Origin of the sequence: Nocardioides sp. J54 (genome assembly GCF_000519005.1) — a bacterium.
Classification (GTDB): Bacteria; Actinomycetota; Actinomycetes; order Propionibacteriales; family Nocardioidaceae; genus Nocardioides.
Window position 1 is genome coordinate 1 of the sequence record NZ_JAER01000029.1, and the last position, 23,570, is coordinate 23,570.

Consider the following 23,570-nt stretch of genomic DNA (forward strand, 5'->3'; position numbering starts at 1 on the left):
TGGACCCCCGACGTCTACCAGGGCGCCCCGACCGCGGTCACCGCCTTCATGGCCGCCGGCACCAAGGTCGCCGCCTTCGGCGCCCTCCTGCGGCTCCTCCACGTCGCCTTCGGCGGCGAGCGCTGGAGCTGGCAGCCGATGCTCTGGGTCATCGCGATCGCCTCGATGGTGCTCGGCGCCGCCCTGGCCGTCGTACAGAACGACGTCAAGCGGATGCTCGCCTACTCCTCCGTCGCCCACACCGGCTTCCTGCTCGTCGGCGTGCTCGGAGCCCAGGGCGCCAGCGAGCTCGCCGAGGGCCAGTACACCTCGCTCGAAGGCGTGCTCTTCTACCTCACCACCTACGGCTTCGCGACCGTCGCGGCCTTCGCGATGCTGACCCTGGTCCGCGACGCCGGCGGCGAGGCCACCCACTACGACCGCTGGGCCGGCCTGGGCCGGCGCTCGCCGCTGGTGGCCGGGACCTTCGCCTTCTTCCTGCTCTCGATGGCCGGCATCCCGCTGACCGCCGGGTTCATCGGCAAGTGGGCCGTCTTCACCTCGGCCATGTCGGCCGGCGCCTGGCCGATCGTGCTGATCGCGCTGGCCAGCAGCATCGTGGCGGCATGGGTCTACACCCGCCACATCCGGCTGATGTTCTTCACGCCCGAGGACGATCATGGCGCAGCGGCGGTGATCCGGCCGTCCCTGCTGACGAGCGGCACGATCGTGGTGTGCCTCGCTGCGACGCTCGTGCTGGGCGTCGTGCCGGGACCGGTGCTCGACCTGATCACGGCGGCGGGTGACTTCATCAGGTGACCGCCGGACCGGACCTCACCCTCGAGTCCACCCGCAGGGAGCGTGCCGCCCGGGCCGGTGAGCGCTGGGATGGGACTCTCCGACCGAAAGGCTCTCCGATGTCCGAAGCCTCGGGGCGTGCCCTGATCGTGCCGTCCGTCCTGCCCGCCGACCTCGCCCGGGTGGGCGAGGAGGTGTCCGCCCTCTGTGACGCCAGCGTCGACCGGATCCAGTGGGACGTGATGGACGGCGTCTTCGTGCCAAACCTGACCTTCGGCCCTGACCTGATCGCCGCGGCTGTGTCCGCGTCCCGGGTGCCCTTCGAGGCGCACCTCATGGTCGTCGAGCCGGACCGCCTGCTCCACCGGTACGTCGAGGCGGGCTGCGACCTGGTGATCGTCCACGCCGAGGCGTGCACCCACCTACACCGCACGCTGACCACGATCCGCGACCTCGGCGCTCGCAGCGGTGTCGCGCTGAACCCGCACTCGCCGGCCGACACGGTCGCCCACGTGCTCAGCGAGACCGACCTGGTGCTGGCGATGACCGTGAACCCGGGCTTCGGCGGCCAGGCCTACATCCCGTCCGTAGAGCACAAGGTGGCCCAGCTGCGCCGGATGATCGACGAGTCGGGGTACGAGATTGAGCTCGAGGTCGACGGCGGCATTACCGACACCACGATCGCCGGGGCGGCGGCTGCTGGCGCGGACGTGTTCATCTCCGGGTCCTGGCTGTTCAACCACGCCGCTGGGAAGGCCGCGGGCGTCGAGCTGCTGCGCCGCCTCGCCGACGAGGCCGCTCCGGCGCGATGACGGACGCCCCGGTCGAGACCGTCGTCTTCGACGTCGACGGCACCCTGGTCGACAGCGAGCGCGACGGCCACCGGGTGGCGTTCAACCGCGCCCTCGCCGAGCTCGGCCTCCCGGACCACTGGGACGTCGGGACCTACGGCGAGCTGCTCGCGATCGCCGGCGGCGCGCGGCGCCTGGCCCACTGGTTCGAGAGCCGGGGGAGGAGCGCCGGGGAGGCGCAGGAGCTGGCCGGCCGCGTGCACGCCCGCAAGACCGCGCTGATGGCCGGCATGGTCGCCGCGGGGGAGGTCCGGGCCCGGCCGGGCGCGGTCGCGCTGACCGACCTCCTCCGCGAGCACGGCACGACGATCGCGGTCGCCACGACCGGCACCCGGGCCTGGGTGGAGCCGCTGCTGGACCTCGCCTTCGGGCCGCGCTTCGAGGTGGTCGTCACCGGGACCGAGGTGCCGGAGCTCAAGCCCAGCCCGGCGGCGTACGTCGAGGCGCTGGCGCGGCTCGGCTGCGACCCGGCGCGGGCGGTGGCCGTCGAGGACTCGGAGAACGGGCTGCGGGCGGCGCTGGCCGCGGGCATGCGCTGCGTGGTGGTCCGCAACGACTACACCCGCGACCACGACACCGCGGGGGCGTCGCTCGTCGTCGACGCGCTGGACGCCCCCGCACTCGTGGACTGGTTCCGGGCGCGGCTGGGTCTCAGCCGGCGCGGACCCGGTCCCGTCGCTCCATGAGGCGCCACAGCATCGGGGTGAAGATGAGCTGCATCGCCAGGTCCATCTTTCCGCCGGGGCACACGATCGTGTTCGGGCGGGACATGAAGGAGTCGTGGAGCATCGAGAGCAGATAGGGGAAGTCGATGCCGCGAGGGTCCTTGAACCGGATCACCAGCATCGACTCGTCGGGCGTCGGGATGGTGCGCGCGATGAACGGGTTCGACGTGTCCACGACGGGCACCCGCTGGAAGTTCACGTCGGTGCGCGAGAACTGCGGGCAGATGTAGGTCACGTAGTCGTGCATCCGGCGCAGGATGGTCTCGGTGACCGCCTCGGTGGAGTAGCCCCGCCTCGCCTTGTCCCGCTGGATCTTCTGGATCCACTCCAGGTTGATCACCGGCACCACGCCGATCAGCAGGTCGACGTGCCGGGCGACGTCCACGTCGTCGGTGGCGACGCCGCCGTGCAGGCCCTCGTAGAACAGCAGGTCGGTGTCGTCCGGCAGCGCCTCCCACGCGGTGAAGGTGCCGGGCTCCTGGCCGTAGGGCTCGGCCTCGCCCTCGTCGTGGAGGTACTTGCGGACCTTGCCGGTGCCCCCATCGCCGTACTCGCGGAAGAGCTCCTCGAGCTCGCCGAAGAGGTTGGCCTCCGGGCCGAAGTGGCTGAAGGTGTGATTCTGGTCGGCGATGGCCTGCTCCATCTCCTCCTTCATCCCCATCCGGTCGAAGCGGTGGAAGCTGTCGCCCTCGACGAACGCGGCCGAGACCTGCTCGCGCCGGAAGATCTGCTCGAAGGTCCGCATCACGGAGGTGGTGCCGGCGCCGGAGGAGCCGGTGATCGCGACGATCGGGTGACGTGTCGACATGGCGGCCTCCTCAGGTCGCCGCGCGGTAGAGGCCGCGCAGGCCGTAGAGCGGGTAGCTGATGTCGTCGGCGTCGTTCGGCTCCTCGTGGTAGCGCACGATCCGCTCGACCTCCTCGCGACAGCCGAAGATGAACCCCACCCGCTGGTGCAGGTCGGTGGGCTCGATGTCGAGGATCCGGGTGCGCCCGGTCGAGGCGAGCCCGCCCGCGTGCTCGATCAGGAAGGCGATCGGGTTGGCCTCGTAGAGCAGCCGCAGCCGCCCTTGGACGTCGGGGTTGCGGGTGTCGCGCGGGTAGAGGAACACCCCGCCGCGGGTCAGGATGCGGTGCGTCTCGGCGACCAGCGACGCGACCCAGCGCATGTTGAAGTCCTTGCGCCGCGGTCCGGCGACGCCGGCGAGGCACTCGTCAATGTAGCGGCCGACGGGCCGCTCCCAGAACCGCCGGTTGGAGCTGTTGACCGCGAACTCCGAGGTGGTGGCCGGCAGCGTGATGTCGGGGTGGGTCAGGATGAACTCGCCCAGGTCCGGGTCGAGGGTGAAGCCGTGCACGCCGCGGCCGACCGACAGGACCAGCAGCGTCGAGGGACCGTAGATGGCGTAGCCGGCGGCGACCTGCCGGGAGCCGGGCTGGAGGAAGTCGGCGGTGGCCGCGTCGACCCCGGGGGTCGGGGCGCGGAGGATCGAGAAGATGCTGCCGACGGAGACGTTGACGTCGATGTTCGACGAGCCGTCGAGCGGGTCGAAGGCGAGCAGGTACTTGCCCCGTGGGTACGCCGAGGGGATCGGGTACGGCTCCTCGAGCTCCTCCGACGCCATCCCGGCGACCTGGCCGCCCCACTCGGTGGTCCGGAGGAAGATCCCGTTCGCGACGACGTCCAGCTTCTGCTGCTGCTCGCCCTGCACGTTCACGGCGTCGGCCTTCCCGAGCACCCCGGTGAGCGCGCCCGAGGCGATGCGGCGGGAGATCGCCTTGCACGCCAGCGCGACGTCGAGGATCAGTGCGTTGAGCTCGCCGCTGGATCCGGGGTGGCGGCGCCGTTCCTCGATGAGGAACCTGGCCAAGGTCGAACGGTCGGTGATCATCCGCGTCGCCCCTCCTGTGGTGGTTGCTGTGGAGGACGAGCGAACCAGCGGGAGCGGGGCGGCCACATCCAGCGCAGGGGTGAGCAGGTGGGTGACGGTTCCGGCGCGATCCGGGCGACGGTACGACGGGCCTGGGGCGGTGCGCGGGCGAGGTCACCCGTGCGGTCCACCCGCCGGGGTGAGCCCCGGCCGGCCCGAGCGGGCCTAGCATCGGCTCCTCGTGAGGCTTCGACGCTCCCTGCCCAAGGCGGCCCTGCTGGCCGGCTACGACGGGCTCATCTGCGACCTCGACGGGGTGGTCCACCGCGGCGGGGTCGCCGTGCCGGCGGCGGTCGGCACCCTCAACAGCGCGCTGCGTGCCCGCCGGCGGCTGACCTTCGCGACCAACAACGCGTCCCACCCGCCCGAGGCGGTGGCCGACCACCTGCGCTCCCTCGGGCTCGAGCGGTCGGGCTGGTCGGTGGTGACCAGCGCGCAGGCCGCGGCGCACCACCTGCGCGACGCGCTCGGCACCGGTGCCCGGGTCGTGGCGGTGGGCGGTCCGGGGGTCACCGCGGCGCTGACCGCCGCCGGCCTGGTTCCGGTCCGCGTGGACGCCGCCGGTGCCTCCGCCGCCGGCGCCCTGGTCCAGGGCCTGGGGCCGGACGTGTCGTGGACCGAGCTGGCCGCGGCGTCCGTGCTGGTCCGCGAGGGGATGCCCTGGGTGGTGACCAACACCGACCTGCTACTGCCGGGAGCCCGCGGCCCGCTGCCCGGCAACGGGACCCTGGTCGAGGTGGTCAGGACCGCGAGCGGGGTCGAGCCGTCGGCGATGGGCAAGCCCGGACGGGTCATGTTCGAGCTCGCCCGTGGCGCGATGGGGACCTCGCGGCGTCGTACCCTCGTGTGCGGGGACCGGCTCGACACCGACATCGCCGGCGCGGTGGCCGCCGGCCTCGACTCGGTCCTCGTCCTGTCCGGCGTCTCCTCGCTGCGCGACCTGGCCCTGGCCGCTCCGGCCCAGCGGCCGCGCTTCGCCGCCCCTGACCTCGGCGGTCTGCTGGCGGTGCCGCACCCGCTGCTCCCGGGCCGCTCCGGCCTCGCCGTGGTCTCCCGAGGCGGGCTGCCCGAGCCGGTGCCGTCGGCGGATCCCCAGCGCCGGCTTGCCTCGGTCGTCGCCCTCGCCTGGTGGGTGCTGGACGCCGGTGGCGAGCTGTGCCGCGACCCGGACGCGTGGGAGGAGCTTGAGCGCCGGGTCAGCCCGCCTCGCGCGGCGTCAGCGGCTGGATGACCCGGCCCTCGAACTCGTCCCACACGCGGTCGGCGCGGCTGGCGACCGTGCGCACGACCTTGCCGGCGACGCCGCTGTGCGGCAGGTGCGGGTGCGGCCGGGTGGGGGAGCGGCGCGCGGCGAGCGCCAGTCGGTCGCCGAGCCGGTGCGACTCGACCTCGGAGAGTCGCTCCGAGACCCGCGCGACCAGGTCGCGCTCGAGCTCGGCGACGGACTCGAGGTCGGTGCGCACCATCGTCCACACCTGCTCCCAGGCGCGGCCGACGTTCTGGGCCTGGCCGTACTGCTTGGCCTTCGCGATCACCAGCGCCCGCTCCAGGCGCTTCGCGGAGCGGAGGTACTCCCGGGCCAGCGAGCGGGCCTCCGGGTCGTGTTTGCGGGCGGCGGGGAGCACGATGTCGGCCACGGCGGCGAGGTGCTGCGTGGTCGCGACGAGGAAGTCGTCGGTGCAGGCCCTCCGGTCGCCCGGGCGCTGGCCCGGCAGCCGCGACACGGCCTGGCCGAGCCGGTCCTGCAGGGTGCTCAGGTGGTCTTCGATGGTGGTGCGCAGTGTCGTCATCGGTGCTCCTCGGCGAGAGAGACGATCGGGTCTGCCTGAAGCCTGCGCCGCCGATTCACAAAGGCACAAGGATGGGAATCGGCTCCCCCGTCGCCCTCACCCGCGGGGGTGAGGGGCATCCCCCGGGCGCGGGCGCACGCCGCCCGGCACCCGGGTACGACGGGCTCAGGGACGCGCGAGCGCCGGCACCAGGGCGCGGTGGACCGCGTCGCACGCGGCCGCCAGCCGCTGGTGGGCGCGGGCCGCGCCGCCGGTGGTCCACCCGTCGAGCGCGGGCTCGAGCAGGGCGCGGCCGAGCGCGAAGCCCAGCGCCCGCTGCTCGCCGTGGGCCTGCGCCAGGGCGGCGAGGGCGGCCAGCTGGTCGCTGACCGCGGACACCCTGTGGCCGGCGGAGAGGAACCACACCGCCGGCACCTCCGCGGGCACCGCCTCGTCGAGCACCTCGAGGGTGTGTTGGGCCACCGCGGTGGCCGCGATCGTGTGGCCCGCCCGCGGGCCCGGCGCCGAGAGCGGCAGCCGCAGGATCAGCCGGGCCGGGTCGCAGCGCACCTCGGCCGCCGCACGGAAGACCGCCTGGACCGCGTTGACGGTGACGGCCCGGGTGACGCCGACCGCGCTGCCCGGCATCGCCGGCAGGGCGACGGTGACCACCGGGACCAGCCCGGCCTGCTGGGCCAGTGCCGCCGCGGCGGCCACCGCCGGAGCGTCGACATGGGCCTCGCCGCGGGGGAACTCGCCCGGACGGCGGTTCGCGCGGACCTCGACGAAGCTCGCCCCGACCGCCCGGGCGGCGTCGAGCGAGCGCCCGATGTCCCCGGTGCCGCGCCCGAGGGCGAGGTGTACGCCGAGCGCGGTGCCGTCGCCCGCCGGTGGGGCCACCGGCGGGCGGAGCTGCTCGGTGTAGCCGGCGGAGAGCAGCACGCCGCCGAGCGACGCGCTCGGCCCCGGCGGGTGCACAGCGAACTCCACGAGATCGAGGGCCGCCTCCCCGCACAGCCCGCGATCGCGCAGTGCCATGTCGGCGTAGTCATCGAGGACGAGGACGCCGAAGCCCGGCCGGGCCAACGCTCCGAGGGTGAGGTCGAGGCGGGCCATGCCGGGAACCTACGAGCGCGCCCGCCCGGTATCCTCGCCCGGCGAGGGGGGAAGAGGGGTGGATCGCCTCGCCCCCGCCTCCCCGGCAGCGCGTGGGATCAGGCGGGCAGTGCGGTCAGCAGCGGGTCGAAGGCCGCGCGGCAGCGCACCGAGGCGTCGCTCGCCGCGACCACCAGCGCCGCGTCCTCGGTCCGGTTGTGGAGGTCGATCGCCCCGCTGTCCGGACCGTCGCGGTGGGCGTTGAGGAAGTCGTAGAGCATCCAGTCCAGCGCACACGCGGCCGCAAGGCGGTCGGCCTCCGGCAGGTCGGCGGCCGCGATCGTCGCCCGCAGTGCCGCCCGGTGCTCCTCCACCGCCGCCTCCTTGTTCACCCCGGAGCTGTCGTGCAGGAGCATGCCGAGGGTCGCCGGGAGGCGGCGCCCGTCGGTCGTCCGCACCACCCAGCGGGCGCCGGTCCAGGGCCGCTCCGGGTCGGCGACCACCAGGTCGCCGTACCCGCCGACGACGCCGAGGGTCGGGTCGTCGAGGGTGCCCTCGAGCGGGGCCGGGCCGAGCAGCCCGATCGGCTGGCGGGCCAGCACGCTGACCAGGGTCGCGGTGCCTACGATCTGGCCCGCCCGGACGTCGATCCGGCCGGCGCTGACGGCCACCGCGGCAGCGTACTCGTGGCACAGCCGGTCCAGGGACCGGTGCAGCTCGCGCAGCGCCCGCTGCTCGCCGGGGTCCGGGCGTCGGCCGCCCCCGAGCACCTCGCCGAGCCGGCCGGTCGCGATGATCAGCGCGTCGTCGAGGGCCTCGAGGTGGGTGGGCAGAAGGCGGTCGGGCTCGTCGTCGACCGCGACCAGGTCGGGCAGCGAGATCGGGGCACCGGCACTGGTGGCCCAGTAGAAGCCGGCCTGTCCCTCGTCCTGGACGATGCGCGGGCGTGCCACGGGCGTCAGGCCCCGCTCGTCGCCGGCTGGCTCCGGGCGGCGTCGATCCAGCGGGTCCACTGCTCGAGGCCCTCGCCTGAGCGGGCGCTCAGCTCGATCACCTCGGCGCCGGGGTTGACCGTGGCCAGGTTGGCACGGAACAGGTCGAGGTCGAAGTCGAGGTGGGGGAGCAGGTCCAGCTTGTTGACCAGCACCACGTCGACCGCGCGGAACATGACGGGGTACTTGAGCGGCTTCTCCTCGCCCTCGGTGATCGCGTAGATCATCACCGAGCGGTGCGCGCCCACGTCGAACTCGGCCGGGCAGACCAGGTTGCCGACGTTCTCGACGAACAGCACGTCGAGGCCGTCGAGGTCGAGCCGGCCGAGCGCGTCGGCGACCATCGGCGCGTCCAGGTGGCACTCGCCCCCGAACCCGTCGGCGGTGTTGAGCAGCGAGACCCGCGCCCCGGCGGCGGCCAGGCGGTCGGCGTCGATGCTGGTCTCGATGTCGCCCTCGATGACGCCCACCCGCTCGGGCGCGGGCAGCGTGCGCAGGGTGCGCTCGAGCAGCGTGGTCTTCCCGGCGCCCGGCGAGGACATCAGGTTGATGGTGAGGACCCCGGCGTCGTCGAGCACCCTGCGGTTCTCGGCGGCCCGGCGGTCGTTCTCGTCGAAGATCCGCTCGAGCACCACGATCCGGTCGGCCCCGGTCTCGTAGCCGGAGTGGTCGCCGAGGTGCTCGTCGTGCGGGTGGTCGTGGTCGTGCCCGTGACCATGTCCGTGACCGTGCCCGGTCTCGTCGTCGTGGCGGTGGAAGCGTCCCATGGTGGTGCCCTCCTAGGAGACCGGCCGGCGGGCCGCCGGCGTCCGGTCGTCGAGGTCGATGGTGGTGATCAGGAACTCCTCGCCGCTGACGATGTCGAGCGCGGCGGCGCCGCAGTGCGCGCACACCAGCACGAGCACCTGCTCCACCTCGGTGTCGCGCCCGCAGGAGCGGCAGCTGCCGACGACGGACACCGACTCGACCACCAGCTGCGAGCCGGCCAGCGGGCCGTCGGCGCTGACCAGCCCCCAGCAGTAAGTGAGCGTGCCGGGGATGACCTGCCGCAGCTTGCCCACCTTGAGGTGGACGGCGGCCACCTTGCGGTCGCCCGCGGCCTTCTCGACGACCTGGTGGATGGTGCGGCACAGGGACAGTTCGTGCATGTTTCTCCTTCGGGCTGGTCAGCGCCGCAACGTCTGGGACGGCGACTCGCCGAACCGTTTGCGGTAGGCGGCCGAGAAGTTGCCGAGGTGGTTGAAGCCCCACCTCTCGGCGACCTCGGTGACAGTCACGCCGTCCCTGGGCAGGGCGTCGGCGAGCTGGTTGCGGGCGCGCTCCAGCCGGCGGTCGCGCACGTAGTTCATGGGGGTGGTGCGCAGGTCGTCGTGAAACGCCTGCTGGATCGAGCGCACGCTGCGGCCGGTGTGGAAAGCGATGTCGCGCAGCGTGATCGGGTCGGCGAGGTGCTCCTCGATGTAGTTCACCGCCGCGCGTACGGCGGCCCGGCCACCCGTGTGCGAGACGTCGGTGAGGTCGTGGTGCATGTTCGAGTCCTGCACCCACAGCAGCGAGGAGATGACCAGCTCCTCGAGCGGCCCGGCGCCGATGCCCTGCTGGATCAGCGAATCGGGGGTCATCACCTCGCTGGAGAGCAGCTGGATCGCGCCGTGCCAGCGCACCGCGGGGTCGGTGGTCAGCAGCATCTCGGGCGCGAAACGGACCGGCCGGTCGACGCTGCGGCCCAGCATCCGGGCCAGCTGGCGCAGCAGGGCCGGCACCTCGATCCGCACGATCAGCAGCGGCGTGTCGAAGGACAGCTCGAGCCTGAGGTTGGTGCGCGGGTTCACCACGATCGCCTGGTAGGTCAGGCCGGTGACCGGCGTGCCGTCGTACTTGCACTCCATGAGGCCGGTGGTGGGCATCAGCACCGTGTAGTGGTCGCCGGTCGCGGCGAAGTCGAGGCGTGCGGCGTGGTGGTAGTCGAGGTGGGCCAGGGTCACGTCGCGCAGGCGGACCGCGTGCATCGAGGCCTGGAAGGGCTCGGTGGTCGTGCCGTCGAGGACGGCGAGGCGGTGCTGACCCAGCAGGTAGCCCGCGAGCGTCTCGGCCTCCTCTCGATCGCCGGTGCAGAAGATCTCGGCCCCGGCCAGCGCGGTCGGCACACCTCGTGACCGGATGCGGCGACGCACGGGCATCGTCGTCCGGGAGGTGTTGATGAAGCCGAGCTTCGCCAATCGGGTCATAAGCCCGAGTGTGGCCGAACCGAGCGGCCTTTGTGCGCTCTGGCGACCACAATTCTGCGCGAATTGGATAGTCAGTGCGCATCCCTGACATCTCGGGCTCCGCGCGGAGGAGAGTTGCGTTCATGCATCACAGGTCTGCGCGTTTTGGATTTCGCCTGCGCTGTTTCGATAGCAGGCGGCCGCGGCCGTTCCTATGGTGATGGGACGTTCATCACATCCGGCCGGGTTCACCGGCGGGACGACATCCCTCCGAGGAGCGCGCATGACCGCAGTACCGACGGTCCATCAGCAGGCCTCGCTCGACTCCCTGATGGAGCGCCTCGACGACCCGCAGGTGGCGGCGGCGCTGACGAACCTGCTCGACCACGCCGACCTGCTCGCCATCCTGATCGTGGGCCTCGACGGCCTGGTCGGGCGCAGCGAGACGATCGGCGCCGCCCTCGCCGAGGGCCTGAGCGACCTGCGCGGCATCGCGGGCAACGGTGACGGCGACGTGGTCGCCAGCCTCACGACGCTGTCCGCGGCGCTGCCGAAGCTGGTCCCGGTGATCACCGAGGTGATCGAGTCCGGCCTGGTCGACACCGTCATCGATTCGGGGATCACCGACCCCGCGATGATCACCGAGGTGTCGCGGATCGGCCGGGGCCTGACCGCCGGAGCTGCGGCCGCCAAGGACCAGCCGATCGAGGTCAACGGCATCTTCTCCGCCATGAAGCTGCTCAAGGACCCCGACATCCAGCGGGCGGTCAGCTACTTCGCTGCCGTCGCCAAGTCCATCGGCGTCGAACTCGGCAAGAGCTGACCCCAGAGAAAGGCAGAACACACCGATGTCCTCAGTCCTGTGGCTCCAGGGCGGTGCTTGCTCCGGCAACACCATGTCCTTCCTCAACGCGGAGGAGCCGAACGTCGTCGACCTCATCGTCGACTTCGGTCTCGAGCTCCTCTGGCACCCCTCCCTCGGCCTCGAGCTCGGCGCCAACGCCCAGAAGATCTTCTGGGACTGCGCGCGCGGTGACCGGCCGCTCGACATCTTCGTCTTCGAGGGCACCGTCATCGAGAAGGACGGGTACGACGTCTTCGCCGAGCGGCAGATGAAGGACTGGGTCACCGACCTGGCCAACGCCGCCTCGATCGTCGTCGCGATCGGCGACTGCGCCTGCTGGGGCGGCATCCCCGCGATGGAGCCCAACCCGTCGCAGTCGACCGGCCTGCAGTTCCACAAGCGCGACAAGGGCGGCTTCCTCGGCCCGGACTGGAAGTCGAAGGCCGGCCTGCCGGTCATCAACATCCCCGGCTGCCCGTCGCACCCGGACTGGATCACCCAGATCATCGTCGCGCTCGCGACCGGCCGCACCGCCGACATCGCGCTCGACGACCTGCACCGGCCGCAGACCTTCTTCAAGACCTTCACCCAGACCGGCTGCACCCGCGTGCAGTTCTTCGACTACAAGCAGTCGACGGTCAGCTTCGGCGAGGGCACCCGCACCGGCTGCCTCTTCTACGAGTTCGGCTGCCGCGGCCCGATGACCCACAGCCCGTGCAACCGGATCCTGTGGAACCGGCAGTCGAGCAAGACCCGCGCCGGCATGCCCTGCCTGGGCTGCACCGAGCCCGAGTTCCCGTTCTTCGACCTCAACAAGGGGACGGTCTTCAAGACGCAGAAGATCTCGGGAGTCATCCCCAAGGAGGTGCCGGAGGGCGCCGACCACCTCACCTACATGGCCCAGGCCTCCGCCGCCCGGATCGCTGCACCGCAGTGGTCCAAGGAAGACATGTTCGTCGTCTGACGCCCGGATCTGACACAGAGAAGAGACGCTCCACATGACCAGCACCGACCTTTTCGTCAGCCCCCTCGGCCGGGTCGAGGGCGACCTCGACGTCCGCGTCACGATCACCGACGGCGTCGTCACCGACGCCTGGACCGAGGCCGCGATGTTCCGCGGCTTCGAGATGATCCTCAAGGGCAAGGATCCGCAGGCGGGCCTCATCGTGACGCCGCGCATCTGCGGCATCTGCGGCGGCAGCCACCTCTACAAGGCCTGCTACGCCCTCGACACGGCGTGGAAGACCCACGTCCCGGAGAACGCCACCCTGGTGCGCAACATCGCCCAGGCGTGCGAGACCCTCCAGTCGATCCCGCGCTACTTCTACGCGCTGTTCGCGATCGACCTCGTCAACAAGAACTACGCCAAGTCCAAGCTGTACGACGAGTGCGTGCGCCGCTTCGCGCCGTACGTCGGCACGGCGTACCAGAAGGGCGTCGTCCTCTCGAACAAGCCGGTCGAGGTCTACGCGCTGTTCGGCGGCCAGTGGCCGCACAGCTCGTTCATGGTCCCCGGCGGCGTGATGAGCGCGCCCTCGCTGGCCGACATCACCCGGGCCACCGCGATCCTCAACCACTGGAAGGACAACTGGCTCGAGGCCGAGTGGCTCGGCTGCTCGATCGACCGGTGGCTCGAGATCAAGACCTGGGAGGACATGCTCGAGTGGGTCGAGGAGAACGAGTCGCAGTACAACTCCGACTGCGGCTTCTTCATCCGCTACTGCCTCGACGTGGGCCTGCACAAGTACGGCGGCGGGGTCGGCAACTACATCGCCCCCGGCACCTACTTCGAGCCCTCGCTCTACGACCACCCGACGTCGGAGGGCCGCAACGCGGCGCTGATCGGCCGTTCGGGCGTCTACGTCGGCGGCAAGCACTTCGAGTACGACCACCTGCGGGTCTCCGAGGACGTCTCGCACTCGTACTTCAAGGGGGACCGGCCGCTGCACCCGTGGGAGGGCGAGACGATCCCGCTCGACGTCGAGGAGGCGCGCAAGGCCGGCAAGTACTCCTGGGCGAAGTCGCCGCGCTACGACGTGCCGGACCTCGGCCGGATCCCGCTCGAGGCCGGCCCGCTGGCCCGCCGCATGGCCGCCGGCAACCCGGACCGCGCGGAGCACCAGGACTACGACCCGCTGTTCATCGACATGATGGCCAAGCTCGGCCCGTCGGTCTTCGTGCGCCAGATGGCCCGCATGCACGAGGGGCCGAAGTACTTCAAGTGGGTCATGGACTGGCTGTCGCGGATCGACCTCCACGGCTCGTTCTACACCAAGCCCGAGGAGCCGCAGTCCGGCAAGGGCTTCGGTGCCACGGAGGCAGCCCGCGGTGCGCTCCAGGACTGGATCGTCATCGAGGACGGCAAGATCGAGAACTACCAGGTCGTCACGCCGACGGCCTGGAACATCGGTCCGCGGGACTCGAACTCGACCAACGGCCCGATCGAGTCGGCGCTGATCGGCTCGCCGATCGTCGACATCGAAGACCCGGTCGAGCTCGGCCACGTCGCCCGCTCGTTCGACTCCTGCCTGGTCTGCACCGTCCACGCGTACGACGGCAAGACCGGCCGCGAGCTGAACAAGTTCGTCGTCAACGGGATGGTCTGAGCCGGGCGGCTGACACGATGACCGACGTGCTGCCCCACGAGCTGCTGAGCGACGAGTTCGCCCCGCCGCCGTGCGAGCTGCTGGTGATGGGCTGTGGCAACATCCTGCGCGGCGACGACGCGCTGGGGCCGCGGCTCATCCGCCGGCTGTTCGCCGAGGGCGTGCCGCAAGGAGTGCGGCTCGTCGACGGGGGCACGGCGGGGATGGACGTCGCCTTCCAGATGCAGGGAGCAGCACGCGTCGTCATCGTCGACGCGGCGATGACCGGCAACCCCCCGGGCACCCTCTACCGGGTGCCCGGGGAGGAGCTGGCCGAGCTGCCGCCGGCATCGGGGCTGCACACCCACTCGTTCCGCTGGGACCACGCCCTGGCGTTCGGGCGCTGGCTGCTCGGGCCGAAGTGCCCGACGGACGTGACGGTGCTGCTGGTCGAGGTCAAGGACGTCGCACCCGGCGAGGACCTCTCGCCGGAGGCGATGCGGGGCCTGGAGGACGTGGTCGCGCTGCTGCGCGCGGAGTTCTTCCCCGCGCCGGAGGCGGACAGCGTCGAGGTGACGGCCGACGGCTACCTGCACCTGGGCGCGGAGCTGGTGGAGCGCTACTTCCCGTCGGGGGTGGTGGGCGCGCTGCGCGACGGGGAGGGCATCTACCTGGTGCCGATCCGCAGCCAGGCCAACGGTGGCCACCTGCTCAAGCAGCGCAACGCACGGGGCGACCGGTCGCTGCTGCTGCGCGAGATCTTCGACAGGGATCCCGTTCCGGGCCCGAAGCGCGTTGACTGGGACGTGCAACGCGGGGCCCTGGCGGTGCGGTTCGACTGATCCGGTCCCGTCCCCGCGGCGGAGGAGGCGCGCGATGGACGAGGAGCCGGCCCACCGACGAGACACGGAACCGACGGAGGAGGAGAAGGCAAGGGCACGCAAGGAGTGGCGCACGCAGGCGCCGAGCGGTCGGCACGAGGCCTACGCGGTCGAGACCGTCGTCGTCCCCGAGAGGGGGCAGTGGGCGGTCGACGTCGTGGTCGTCTTCGAGGACGAGGTCGTCCGCCACCGCATCGACACCTACCGCACCGAACGACTGGCACGGATCAGTGCCGACCTGATCAGGCGGACCGCGCTCCGGGAGCTCCCGGGCGGTCCCATCAACGGATGACCCGGCACCACGCCGGGGCACGACATGGAAGGGCGAGTTCCATGGGCGAAGGCCTCAGCGACCTCCCGCGACCCCAACCGCTCGGGGTGTTCCCGCTCCCGGCGGGCTACCTCCTGATCCCTGCCAGCGACGATCCCGCCGTCGACGAGGCCCGTACGACGATGCTGGCGGGCCGCCTCCCCACGACCTGGCCCGATGCCCTGGCCGCCCACCGGCTGGCCCACGCCGGCGACCTCGACGGCGCGCTGGCAGCCGTGGGCGACGACGGGGCCGGCACGTTCAACCGCTACGTGATCGACCCGACCGGGGTCGACCGCGCCGCCCTGCGCGCGTCCCTGCCCGCCGGGCTGGCGCCCCTCGTGGACGTGGTCGCCTATGCGTGCGGCCTCAGCGACGTCCCGCCCGGGGAGGGAGAGGCGACCGGCGAGGTGCTGGCCCTGGTGCGGGCCGCGCGGGCGACCTCCCTCCTCGAGGCGGGCGACGCGACCGGTGCGGTCGGCGTGCTGAACGACGCGGCGGAGGCGGCCGAGCCGGTCTCCGTCCCGCTCGCCGCGATCCTGCTCGGCAACGCCGCGGTGATTGCGCACGACCACAGCCTGCCCGACGCCGACCCGGTCAACGAGCTCGGTGCGGTCCTCAAGGTGCTGGAGGACGCCGACCTCCCGGTCGCCCGGGCCGAGCTGCACCTGCAGCGCGGGCTGTGCCTGCACGAGCTGGCGGCCGCCGGCCGGCGGCCGCTGACCGACGCGGTCGACGAGTACTACTCGGCGCTCCAGCTGGTCGGCCAGGCCAGCGCCCCGCACGTGTGGGCGAGCGCGAACCTCAACCTCGGCACGGCGTACCTGACGATGCCGATGGTCGAGGCCAGCGACCAGCTCCGCGCCGGCATCGCGATGCAGGCGCTGCGCGCCTCGCTCGAGGTGTTCACCCAGGAGGACTTCCCGCAGGAGTGGGCGAGCGCGCAGATGAACCTGGCCAACGCGCTGGTCTACACGCCCTCGACCCACCAGGGCGACAACATCGTCGAGGCCGTCGAGCGCTACGAGGAGGTGCTCGAGCTGCGCCAGCGGCAGGGTGACCCGCTCGGCCGGGCGCGGATCCTGGCCAACCAGGGCAATGCGCTGGCCCACCTCGGGGTGTTCGACCACGCGAAGTCCAAGCTGCACGAGGCCCGCTTCCTCTTCGAGGAGCAGGGCGACGTCGACGCGGTGATGGCCGTGCGCGGCGTGCTCGACGAGATCGCCCGCCAGGTGGTGCCCGGCAGCCAGGGACCGAAGTTCGGGGTCCCCCAGGGCGAGGAGGTGGAGCTGGTCCGCGAGCTCCGCGAGCAGGGGGTCGAGTCATGACGAGCCTGGCCGACCGGCCGGTCGCACCGGCGCCCGAGGACCGCGACGTCGAGGTCCTCGCCCAGGCGCTCGACGACGCGGTCGCCGCGCTCGCCGAGGTCACCGACCCCTCGGGCCAGCGCGTCGCGCAGGCGCTGCGCTCCTCGCTGGAGGACGTGCACCGGGCCGCCCTCGTCCACGTCGTACGACGCCTGCGGGACGACGCACGCGGCAAGGAGCTGCTGTTCGAGATCGTCGACGAGCCGGTCGTGCGGATGGTGCTGCTGATGCACGGCATCATCCGTCCCGACCCGATGACGCTCGCCCGGCAGGCCCTTGAGCAGGTCCGCCCCCAGCTGCAGTCCCACGGCGGCGACGTGGAGCTGGTCCGGATCGAGGGCGGCACCGCCTTCGTGCGCCTCTCGGGTGCGTGCAACGGCTGCTCGATGTCCGCGGTGACCATGCGCAACGGGGTCGAGGAGGCGCTCAAGGCCCAGGTGCCCGGCATCGAGGGAGTCGAGGTGCTGCCCAACGAGCCCGGCCCGACGCTGATCCCGCTCGGGGAGGTCGGCATCCGCACGGCCACGCCCGAGCGGGGCTGGGTGCGCAGCCTGCCGATCGGCGAGTTCACGCTCGACGCGATCACGGCCGTCGAGCTGGTCCCGGACGGCGCTCCGGCCGTCGACGCCATCGTGGTCAACGTGGGCGGCCAGCTGTCGGCGTACGTCAACGAGTGCGCGCACCTCGCGATGCCCCTCGACGACGCCGAGCTGGACACCAGCGACGGCTCGCTCACCTGCGCCCACCACGGCTACTGCTTCGACGCGCTGAGCGGCGAGTGCCGGACCTTCCCCGGTGCCCAGCTCGAGCAGCTGCCGCTGCGGGTCGAGGACGGCGAGGTCTGGATCAGGGTGTCGGCATGAGGGTGTCGGCATGAAGGTCCGGGTGATCCCGACGGGCTCCGAGCACCTCGGTGCCCGGCTGGGCGTGGATCCGTTCGCCCCGGCGGGACCGGCGCCGGAGACCTACGGGAGCTGGCGGCCCGAGGTGGTCGTGGGGGCCACCTCGGCCGGTGGCCTGCTCCTGCCGCAGGCGGAGCCGACGGCGTCGTACGTCTACGCGCCGCGCGGGGTGTGGCTCGAGGACGAGCTCCTGGTGGTGGCCGACACGGGCAACCACCGGGTGCTGGTCTTCGACCGGATCCCGTCGACGGACGGCGAGCCGGCGGACGTCGTGCTCGGCCAGCCGGACGCGACGTCGGAGGGCCCGCAGGCGGGCGGCCGGGGACCCGACCAGGGCATGCACCTGCCGACCGGGCTGCTCCGCACGCCTGACGGTCGCTTCCTCGTCGCCGACGCCTGGAACCACCGGATCCTGGTCTGGGACCGGGTGCCGTCGGGGGACCGGGCGCCGGACCTGGTGCTCGGCCAGCCGTCGGCGAGCGACGTCGAGCCCAACCGCGGCGGCGCGCCGTCGGCGACGAGCTTCTACCAGCCGTTCGGGATCGCGCTGGTCGACGGACGCTTCTACGTCGCCGACACCTACAACCGCCGCGTGCTGGTGTGGGTGGACGGGGTGCCGACCGATCCCGACGTCCCCGCCGACATCGTGCTGGGCCAACCGGACCCCACCTCGCGCGGGGAGAACCGCGACGGTCCGGTGGCGCCCGACTCCTTCCGCTGGCCGCACATGGTCACCGGCAACGGCGGCGGCATCGTGGTCGCCGACGCCGGCAACCACCGGCTGCTCGGGTGGCATCGCCACCCCGACGGCGACGTGCCCGCCGACTACGTGCTGGGCCAGCCCGACATGGGCACCGGCGTCGAGTTCCCCTACCGGCCGCAGACCGGCACCGGCCTCCGCTTCCCGTACGCCGCCGTCCGCACCCCTGACGGGCTGGCGGTCGCCGACACGTCGAACAACCGGGTGCTGCTGTGGGAGGGCGACCCCCGCGACCAGCACACCGTGCCCGCCTGGGTCCTGGGCCAGCCGACCTTCGCCGCGAACGGCGAGAACCGCTGGGAGCAGGTCGGCCCGGACACCCTGTGCTGGCCCTACGGCCTCGCCGCGTCCGGCGACCGGCTCGCCATCGCCGACTCGGGCAACAACCGCGTCGTGGTCTGGAGGCGGGGATGACGCGGACCACGACCGCCGGCCGCAGCATCGAGGTGCGCGGCGTGGTCCAGGGCGTCGGCTTCCGCCCGCACGTCGCGCGGCTGGCCGCCGCGCACGGCATCGCCGGCGAGGTGGGCAACGACGAGCTCAGCGTCTTCATCGAGGCCGAGGGCACCGCCGCGGCGCTCGACGCCTTCGTGCGCGCGCTGGTCGCGGAGGCGCCGCCGCTGGCGAGCGTCCTCGACGTCCGGGTGACCGACCGGGCGCCGTCCGGCGCCTCCGGGTTCCGGATCGTGCCGAGCCGGCACCGGGTGGGCGCGCGCACGCTGGTGCCGCCGGACGTCGCGGTGTGCGACGACTGCCTCGCCGAGATGCGCGACCCCGGCGACCGGCGCTACCGGCACCCGTTCATCACCTGCACCAACTGCGGCCCGCGGTTCACGATCATCACCGACCTGCCCTACGACCGGCCGGCCACGACGATGCGGGACTTCCCGCTGTGTGCCGCCTGCGCCGCGGAGTACGCCGACCCGGGGGACCGCCGCCACCACGCGCAGCCCGTCTCGTGCCAGGCCTGCGGGCCGCGACTGTGGTGGGAGCCCGTCGCGGACACCGACACCGTGGTGCTGGGTGACGACGACGTGCTGGTCCTCGCCCAGGGGATGCTGTCTGCGGGCCGGATCGTCGCGGTCAAGGGCGTCGGCGGCTTCCACCTGGCCTGCGACGCGACCTCGCCGGAGGCGGTCGACCTGCTGCGCGAGCGCAAGCACCGCCCGGACAAGCCGCTCGCGGTGATGGTGCGCGACCTCGAGCAGGCCCGCCGGGTCGTCGAGCTGACGCCGGCCGCGGAGGCCGCGCTGTGCCAGCCGTCACGGCCGATCGTGCTGCTCCCCCGTCGTACGGACGGTCCGCTGGCGCCGTCCGTCGCCGGGGACCTGGACGAGGTCGGCGTGATGCTGCCCTACGCACCGCTGCACCACCTCCTCTTCGAGCCGGTCCCGGGGTGGCCGGGCACCGGGGCGCCGCCGCTGCTCGTGATGACCTCCGGCAACCTCGCCGACGAGCCGCTCGCCTTCACCAACGCCGACGCGCGGGCCCGCCTGGCCGGGATCGCCGACGGCTTCCTGATGCACGACCGCGAGATCGCGGTGCCGTGCGAGGACTCGGTGGTGACCGTCGTGGACGGGGAGGAGGTCCCGGTCCGCCGCTCGCGCGGGTACGCCCCGCTGCCCGTCGCGCTGCCCGCGGAGCTCGGCACCGGGCCGACCGTGCTCGCCGTCGGCGCCGAGGTCAAGAACACCTTCTGCCTGGTGCGGGAGGATCTCGCGTTCTGCTCGGCGCACATCGGCGACATGGGCAGCCTGGAGAGCCAGACCGCGTTCGGCCGCTCGGTCGACCAGCTGGTGCGGCTGCGCGACGCCGAGCCCGAGCTGGTGGTGGCCGACCTGCACCCGGGCTACGCCACCCGACGCTGGGCCGAGGACCACGCCGCCGGGATCGGCCGCCCCCTGCTGACGGTCCAGCACCACCACGCGCACCTCGCGTCGCTGCTGGTGGACCGCGAGCGGGTGGGCACCCCCGTCCTCGGCGTCACGTACGACGGCACGGGCTACGGCTGCGACCGCCAGGTCTGGGGCGGGGAGATCCTCGCGATGGGCGCCGACCTGGCGACCTTCGAGCGCGCCGGACACCTGGCGCCGCTGCTGCTGCCGGGCGGCGAGGCCGCGGTGCGCAACCCGTTCCGGACGGCCCTGGCCCTCCTGGCCGGCGCGGAGGTCGCCACCGACTGGGCACCGGCCGACGTCGCCGCGGCGGAGGTGGCGCTGGTGCGCTCCCAGCTGGCGTCCGGCACCGCGTGCGTCTCCACGACCAGCGTCGGGCGGCTGTTCGACGGCGTCGCCGCGCTGCTCGGCGTGCGGCCTCGTGCCGGCTACGAGGCACAGGCCGCCGTCGAGCTGGAGGTGCTGGCCAGGAAGGCCCGCCACGGCGTACCGCTGGCCCTGCCGGTGGCCGGCGGCGTCATCGACTGGAGGCCGCTGGTCCACGACGTCGTTGCCGCGCTGGGGGGTGGCAACGAACCCGCCTCGGTGGCCCGGGGATTCCACGACGCGCTGGCCGCGGCCACCGCGGAGCTCGTGGTCGCCGAGGCGCGGGAGCGACAGATCGGCGTGGTGGGGCTGACCGGTGGCGTGTTCGCCAACCGCGAGCTGACCGCCGCGCTGCGCCAACGGCTGGCCCGGGCCGGCCTCGAGGTGCTCACCCACCGGCGGGTGCCCTGCAACGACGCCGGGCTAGCGCTCGGCCAGGCCGCGATCGGGCGAGCACTGGCCGCCCGAGGGTTGGCGTCACGGAGAGGAGTGGTCTGAATGTGTCTGGGAGTCCCGGGCCGGATCGAGAGGATCTGGTCCACCGAGGACGGCGCGCTGGTCGCGCTGGCCGAGTTCGTCGGGGAGGTGCGCCAGGTGTGCCTGGACTACCTGCCCGACCTGGTGGTCGGTGACTACGTCATCGTGCACGCCGGCTACGCGCTGACCCGGCTGACCGAGGAGTCCGCCCGCGAGACCGTCGCGATGATGGTCGACCTCGGGCTGCTGGCCGCCGACGAGCTCGCCGGCGGCAGCGCCGTGGTGGCGGCGATCCAGGCGCGGGAGTCGTCATGAGCACGACGTACGACGTCGGGGCCGCGCCGGGCCTGATCGACGAGGACCTCTCCGCCGACCTCGCCGGGGCCGCGCTGGCCCTGGCCCGCCGCTTCCACGCCGGCGCCACGCTGTGGGTGATCTCGCCCCAGTGGGAGCCGCACGCGCACCACGTCGCGGTCGAGTTCGTGCACCCGGTCGTCGTGGGCAAGCGGGCCCTGCCGTCCGTCGCACTGGTCGCCGCGGACACGGTCGCGGAGACCCGGATCGCCACCCGGCCCGGCGACGTCGTGCTTGCGGTGGCCGACGCCGCCGACGCGGCCGTCGCCGACGTGATGCGCCGCGCCCCCGCCTGGGGGGCCGAGACCATCTGGATCGGGTACGGCGAGCGTCCGCCCGCCGGCGCCGCGGACCACGTGCTGTGGGTACCCACGGCCGACCCGATGACGCCGGCGACCGGCCGGTTCGTGCTGATGTACCACCTGCTGTGGGAGCTCACCCACGTCTGCTTCGAGCACCCCGGCCTGCTGAAGCCCGAGGAGCCGGAGTGCACAGACGAGGTGTGCGTGACCTGCTCCGACGAGGGGCGGCTGGGCGAGGTCGTCGCGCCGCCGGCCGACCTGCTGTCGGGCGCGCTGGTGCGCACCGCCGACGGCGAGGAGTACGTCGACACGATGGTCGTCGGCGAGGTGGCTCCCGGCGACCTGATCCTGATCCACGGCGGGGCCGCCCTCACCCGGCTGGGAGAGGAGCCGGGCGCATGAACGACGAGAACACCGACTTCCTCTACCCGTTCATCGAGGCGCAGGAGACCGACGCGACGGCACTGCTGACCGACCTCGCGTCCTCGGCCCGGGCCAAGGCCACCGAGAGCGCCCGCCTGCAGGCGGCGTCGCTGGAGGAGTGGGGCCCCGAGATCGAGGCCGCGGGCCGGGCGATCGCCGAGCGGTTCGCCGCGGGCGGGCGGATGTACACCTTCGGCAACGGCGGCTCGTCCACCGACGCCGAGACGCTGGCCTCGCTGTTCGCGCGCCCGGCGCACGGCCGCCCGCTGGCGGCGCGCTGCCTGGCCGCGGACCAGGCGGTGATCACGGCGCTCGGCAACGACGTCGGCTTCGACGTCGTCTTCTCCCGCCAGCTGATGGCGCACGCGCGGCCCGGCGACATCGCCGTCGCGCTGTCGACCTCGGGCAGCTCCGAGGACCTGATGACGGCGCTGGTGGAGGCCCGGCGCCGGGGCCTGCTGACGATCGGCTTCTCCGGTCACGACGGCGGCCGGATGGCCGTCGCCGACGAGGTCCACCACTGCTTCACCATCCGGTCGCAGAGCATCCACCGGATCCAGGAGAGCCAGGCGCTCGTCGGCTACCGGCTCTGGGCGACCGCCCAGCACCACCTCGAGACCCTGCGGAAGGGGTATGCGTCATGACCAGCGAACGGCTGACCCCGTCGGCCCACGAGGTGCCGGACCCCGAGGACCGGACCCGGATCCGGATCGAGGAGTTCCGCAAGCGGCGCCCCCGGCTCGTCGACGAGGTGGTCACCATGGCCCACGGCGCCGGTGGGAAGTCCTCGGCGGCGCTCGTCGACCACGTCTTCGTGGAGGCCTTCCGCAACCCGGAGCTGGAGAACCTCGGCGACGGGGCGGTCCTCGCCCTCCCCACCGGTGAGCGGCTGGCGTTCTCGACCGACTCCTACGTCGTGGCGCCGTACGAGTTCCCGGGCGGGTCGATCGCCGACCTCGCGATCAACGGGACCGTCAACGACCTGGCCGTCAGCGGCGCGCGGCCGCAGTGGATTTCCGCGGCGTTCGTCATCGAGGAGGGATTCTCGATCGACAAGCTCAAGCAGCTGGCGGGCGAGATGCGGGCGGCGGCCGACGCGGCCGGCGTCCAGATCGTCACCGGTGACACCAAGGTCGTGCCCAACGGCGCCGCCGACGGGCTCTACATCACCACGTCCGGGGTCGGCGTGATCCCGGCCGGGCGCGAGCTCTCGCCGCTGGCGGTGCGCGCCGGCGACCGGCTGATCGTGTCCGGCACCATCGCCGACCACGGCATGGCGATCATGCTGGCCCGCGGCAACCTCGACATCGAGGCCGACATCGAGTCCGACTCCGCGCCCGTCAACGGGCTCGTGGAGGCCCTGCTCGCCGCCGCCCCCGGCACCCGCTGGATGCGCGACGCGACCCGGGGCGGACTCGGCACGGTCGCCAACGAGCTGGCCCAGGCCGCCGGGGTCGGGGTGGTCCTCGACGAGGGCCTGCTGCCGATCGACCCGACGGTGCTCGGCTGCTGCGACATGCTCGGCATCGACCCCGTCTACGTCGCCAACGAGGGCAAGTTCGTCGCCGTCGTCCCCGCCGACGAGGCGGAGGTAGCGGTGGCCGCGCTGCGCTCGCAGCCCGGCGGCGCGCAGGCCGCCGTGATCGGCGAGGTCCTCGCCGACCCACCCGGGATCGTGGCGATGCGGACGCCCTTCGGCGGTACCCGCATCGTCGACATGCTCGTCGGCGACCCGCTGCCCCGGATCTGCTGACCCA

At 72.8% G+C, this 23,570-nt stretch carries 25 protein-coding genes; 17 read left to right on the forward strand and 8 right to left on the reverse strand.

Annotated features, from left to right (window positions below; genetic code table 11):
* The 3 genes from NOCJ54_RS0116565 to NOCJ54_RS0116575 all read left to right on the forward strand — a co-directional run.
* A partial coding sequence (locus tag NOCJ54_RS0116565) for an NADH-quinone oxidoreductase subunit N (protein ID WP_028656383.1) occupies window positions 1-798 on the forward strand: 798 nt, incomplete at its 5' end.
* A gap of 98 nt (window positions 799-896) precedes the next feature.
* Window positions 897-1,589: a ribulose-phosphate 3-epimerase gene (gene rpe, locus NOCJ54_RS0116570; protein WP_028656384.1), complete on the forward strand. Its 693-nt coding sequence runs from the start codon at window positions 897-899 to the stop codon at window positions 1,587-1,589.
* Window positions 1,586-2,314, forward strand: a complete 729-nt coding sequence (locus NOCJ54_RS0116575) for an HAD family hydrolase (RefSeq protein ID WP_028656385.1) — start codon at window positions 1,586-1,588, stop codon at window positions 2,312-2,314. Before rpe ends, NOCJ54_RS0116575 begins: the two co-directional genes overlap by 4 nt.
* Here NOCJ54_RS0116575 and NOCJ54_RS0116580 read toward each other — a convergent pair.
* Together NOCJ54_RS0116580 and NOCJ54_RS0116585 are read right to left on the reverse strand one after the other, a co-directional pair.
* Entirely contained in the window at window positions 2,280-3,161 is an 882-nt protein-coding gene (locus tag NOCJ54_RS0116580) for a phosphoribulokinase (protein WP_028656386.1), read from the reverse strand. The two genes, NOCJ54_RS0116575 and NOCJ54_RS0116580, sit on opposite strands and share 35 nt — an antisense overlap.
* Window positions 3,162-3,171: 10 nt before the next feature.
* Complete coding sequence (locus NOCJ54_RS0116585) at window positions 3,172-4,245, reverse strand: class 1 fructose-bisphosphatase (RefSeq protein ID WP_028656387.1); 1,074 nt, start codon at window positions 4,243-4,245, stop codon at window positions 3,172-3,174.
* Between the two features lie 220 nt (window positions 4,246-4,465).
* On the opposite strand from NOCJ54_RS0116585, the gene NOCJ54_RS26405 reads away from it, so the two are divergent.
* Window positions 4,466-5,515 (forward strand): HAD-IIA family hydrolase, encoded by a 1,050-nt coding sequence (locus NOCJ54_RS26405; RefSeq protein WP_036518385.1) that lies wholly within the window; start codon window positions 4,466-4,468, stop codon window positions 5,513-5,515.
* Here NOCJ54_RS26405 and NOCJ54_RS0116595 read toward each other — a convergent pair.
* The 6 genes from NOCJ54_RS0116595 to NOCJ54_RS0116620 form a co-directional block, all read right to left on the reverse strand.
* Window positions 5,481-6,074 (reverse strand): hypothetical protein, encoded by a 594-nt coding sequence (locus tag NOCJ54_RS0116595; protein WP_028656388.1) that lies wholly within the window; start codon window positions 6,072-6,074, stop codon window positions 5,481-5,483. The two genes, NOCJ54_RS26405 and NOCJ54_RS0116595, sit on opposite strands and share 35 nt — an antisense overlap.
* Before the next feature lie 165 nt (window positions 6,075-6,239).
* Window positions 6,240-7,169: a class I fructose-bisphosphate aldolase gene (locus NOCJ54_RS0116600; protein WP_028656389.1), complete on the reverse strand. Its 930-nt coding sequence runs from the start codon at window positions 7,167-7,169 to the stop codon at window positions 6,240-6,242.
* Window positions 7,170-7,267: 98 nt separating this feature from the next.
* Complete coding sequence (locus tag NOCJ54_RS0116605) at window positions 7,268-8,101, reverse strand: hypothetical protein (protein WP_028656390.1); 834 nt, start codon at window positions 8,099-8,101, stop codon at window positions 7,268-7,270.
* A gap of 5 nt (window positions 8,102-8,106) precedes the next feature.
* Entirely contained in the window at window positions 8,107-8,907 is an 801-nt protein-coding gene (hypB, locus tag NOCJ54_RS0116610) for a hydrogenase nickel incorporation protein HypB (RefSeq protein WP_028656391.1), read from the reverse strand.
* A gap of 12 nt (window positions 8,908-8,919) precedes the next feature.
* The gene (locus NOCJ54_RS0116615) at window positions 8,920-9,288 is read right to left on the reverse strand and encodes a hydrogenase maturation nickel metallochaperone HypA/HybF (protein WP_028656392.1); all 369 of its coding nucleotides are present in this window, start codon (window positions 9,286-9,288) and stop codon (window positions 8,920-8,922) included.
* Window positions 9,289-9,306: 18 nt separating this feature from the next.
* Window positions 9,307-10,368, reverse strand: coding sequence for an AraC family transcriptional regulator (locus NOCJ54_RS0116620; RefSeq protein ID WP_028656393.1), 1,062 nt, complete (start codon window positions 10,366-10,368; stop codon window positions 9,307-9,309).
* A gap of 262 nt (window positions 10,369-10,630) precedes the next feature.
* On the opposite strand from NOCJ54_RS0116620, the gene NOCJ54_RS26410 reads away from it, so the two are divergent.
* Genes NOCJ54_RS26410 through hypE form a run of 13 tightly spaced genes read left to right on the forward strand, consistent with a single transcriptional unit; the run spans window position 10,631 to window position 23,566 of the window.
* Window positions 10,631-11,170: a DUF1641 domain-containing protein gene (locus tag NOCJ54_RS26410; RefSeq protein WP_051485967.1), complete on the forward strand. Its 540-nt coding sequence runs from the start codon at window positions 10,631-10,633 to the stop codon at window positions 11,168-11,170.
* 25 nt (window positions 11,171-11,195) lie between these two features.
* Window positions 11,196-12,155, forward strand: a complete 960-nt coding sequence (locus NOCJ54_RS0116630; RefSeq protein ID WP_028656394.1) for a hydrogenase — start codon at window positions 11,196-11,198, stop codon at window positions 12,153-12,155.
* A 34-nt stretch (window positions 12,156-12,189) separates the two neighbouring features.
* The gene (locus NOCJ54_RS0116635) at window positions 12,190-13,797 is read left to right on the forward strand and encodes a nickel-dependent hydrogenase large subunit (RefSeq protein ID WP_028656395.1); all 1,608 of its coding nucleotides are present in this window, start codon (window positions 12,190-12,192) and stop codon (window positions 13,795-13,797) included.
* Between the two features lie 17 nt (window positions 13,798-13,814).
* Window positions 13,815-14,618 (forward strand): hydrogenase maturation protease, encoded by an 804-nt coding sequence (locus NOCJ54_RS0116640; RefSeq protein ID WP_028656396.1) that lies wholly within the window; start codon window positions 13,815-13,817, stop codon window positions 14,616-14,618.
* Window positions 14,619-14,652: 34 nt separating this feature from the next.
* Complete coding sequence (locus tag NOCJ54_RS26415) at window positions 14,653-14,949, forward strand: hypothetical protein (RefSeq protein ID WP_198020248.1); 297 nt, start codon at window positions 14,653-14,655, stop codon at window positions 14,947-14,949.
* Window positions 14,950-14,990: 41 nt separating this feature from the next.
* A complete protein-coding gene (locus NOCJ54_RS26420) occupies window positions 14,991-16,295 on the forward strand; it encodes a hypothetical protein (protein ID WP_198020249.1) in 1,305 nt (434 codons plus the stop codon).
* A complete protein-coding gene (locus tag NOCJ54_RS0116655) occupies window positions 16,292-17,197 on the forward strand; it encodes a Fe-S cluster biogenesis protein NfuA (protein ID WP_028656397.1) in 906 nt (301 codons plus the stop codon). The genes NOCJ54_RS26420 and NOCJ54_RS0116655 overlap by 4 nt, the downstream gene beginning before the upstream one ends.
* Before the next feature lie 10 nt (window positions 17,198-17,207).
* Window positions 17,208-18,410 carry an NHL repeat-containing protein gene (locus NOCJ54_RS0116660; protein WP_198020250.1) on the forward strand — a complete coding sequence of 401 codons (1,203 nt, stop codon included), beginning with the start codon at window positions 17,208-17,210 and terminating at the stop codon, window positions 18,408-18,410.
* Entirely contained in the window at window positions 18,407-20,755 is a 2,349-nt protein-coding gene (gene hypF, locus NOCJ54_RS0116665) for a carbamoyltransferase HypF (RefSeq protein WP_028656399.1), read from the forward strand. Before NOCJ54_RS0116660 ends, hypF begins: the two co-directional genes overlap by 4 nt.
* Window positions 20,756-21,049, forward strand: a complete 294-nt coding sequence (locus NOCJ54_RS0116670; protein WP_028656400.1) for a HypC/HybG/HupF family hydrogenase formation chaperone — start codon at window positions 20,756-20,758, stop codon at window positions 21,047-21,049.
* On the forward strand, window positions 21,046-21,792 hold the full coding sequence (locus NOCJ54_RS0116675) for a hydrogenase assembly protein HupF (protein WP_028656401.1): 747 nt from the start codon (window positions 21,046-21,048) through the stop codon (window positions 21,790-21,792). The genes NOCJ54_RS0116670 and NOCJ54_RS0116675 overlap by 4 nt, the downstream gene beginning before the upstream one ends.
* Window positions 21,789-22,457: a D-sedoheptulose-7-phosphate isomerase gene (locus NOCJ54_RS0116680; protein ID WP_028656402.1), complete on the forward strand. Its 669-nt coding sequence runs from the start codon at window positions 21,789-21,791 to the stop codon at window positions 22,455-22,457. Before NOCJ54_RS0116675 ends, NOCJ54_RS0116680 begins: the two co-directional genes overlap by 4 nt.
* Window positions 22,454-23,566 carry a hydrogenase expression/formation protein HypE gene (hypE, locus tag NOCJ54_RS0116685; protein ID WP_084255347.1) on the forward strand — a complete coding sequence of 371 codons (1,113 nt, stop codon included), beginning with the start codon at window positions 22,454-22,456 and terminating at the stop codon, window positions 23,564-23,566. Before NOCJ54_RS0116680 ends, hypE begins: the two co-directional genes overlap by 4 nt.
* Window positions 23,567-23,570: the final 4 nt, after the last annotated feature.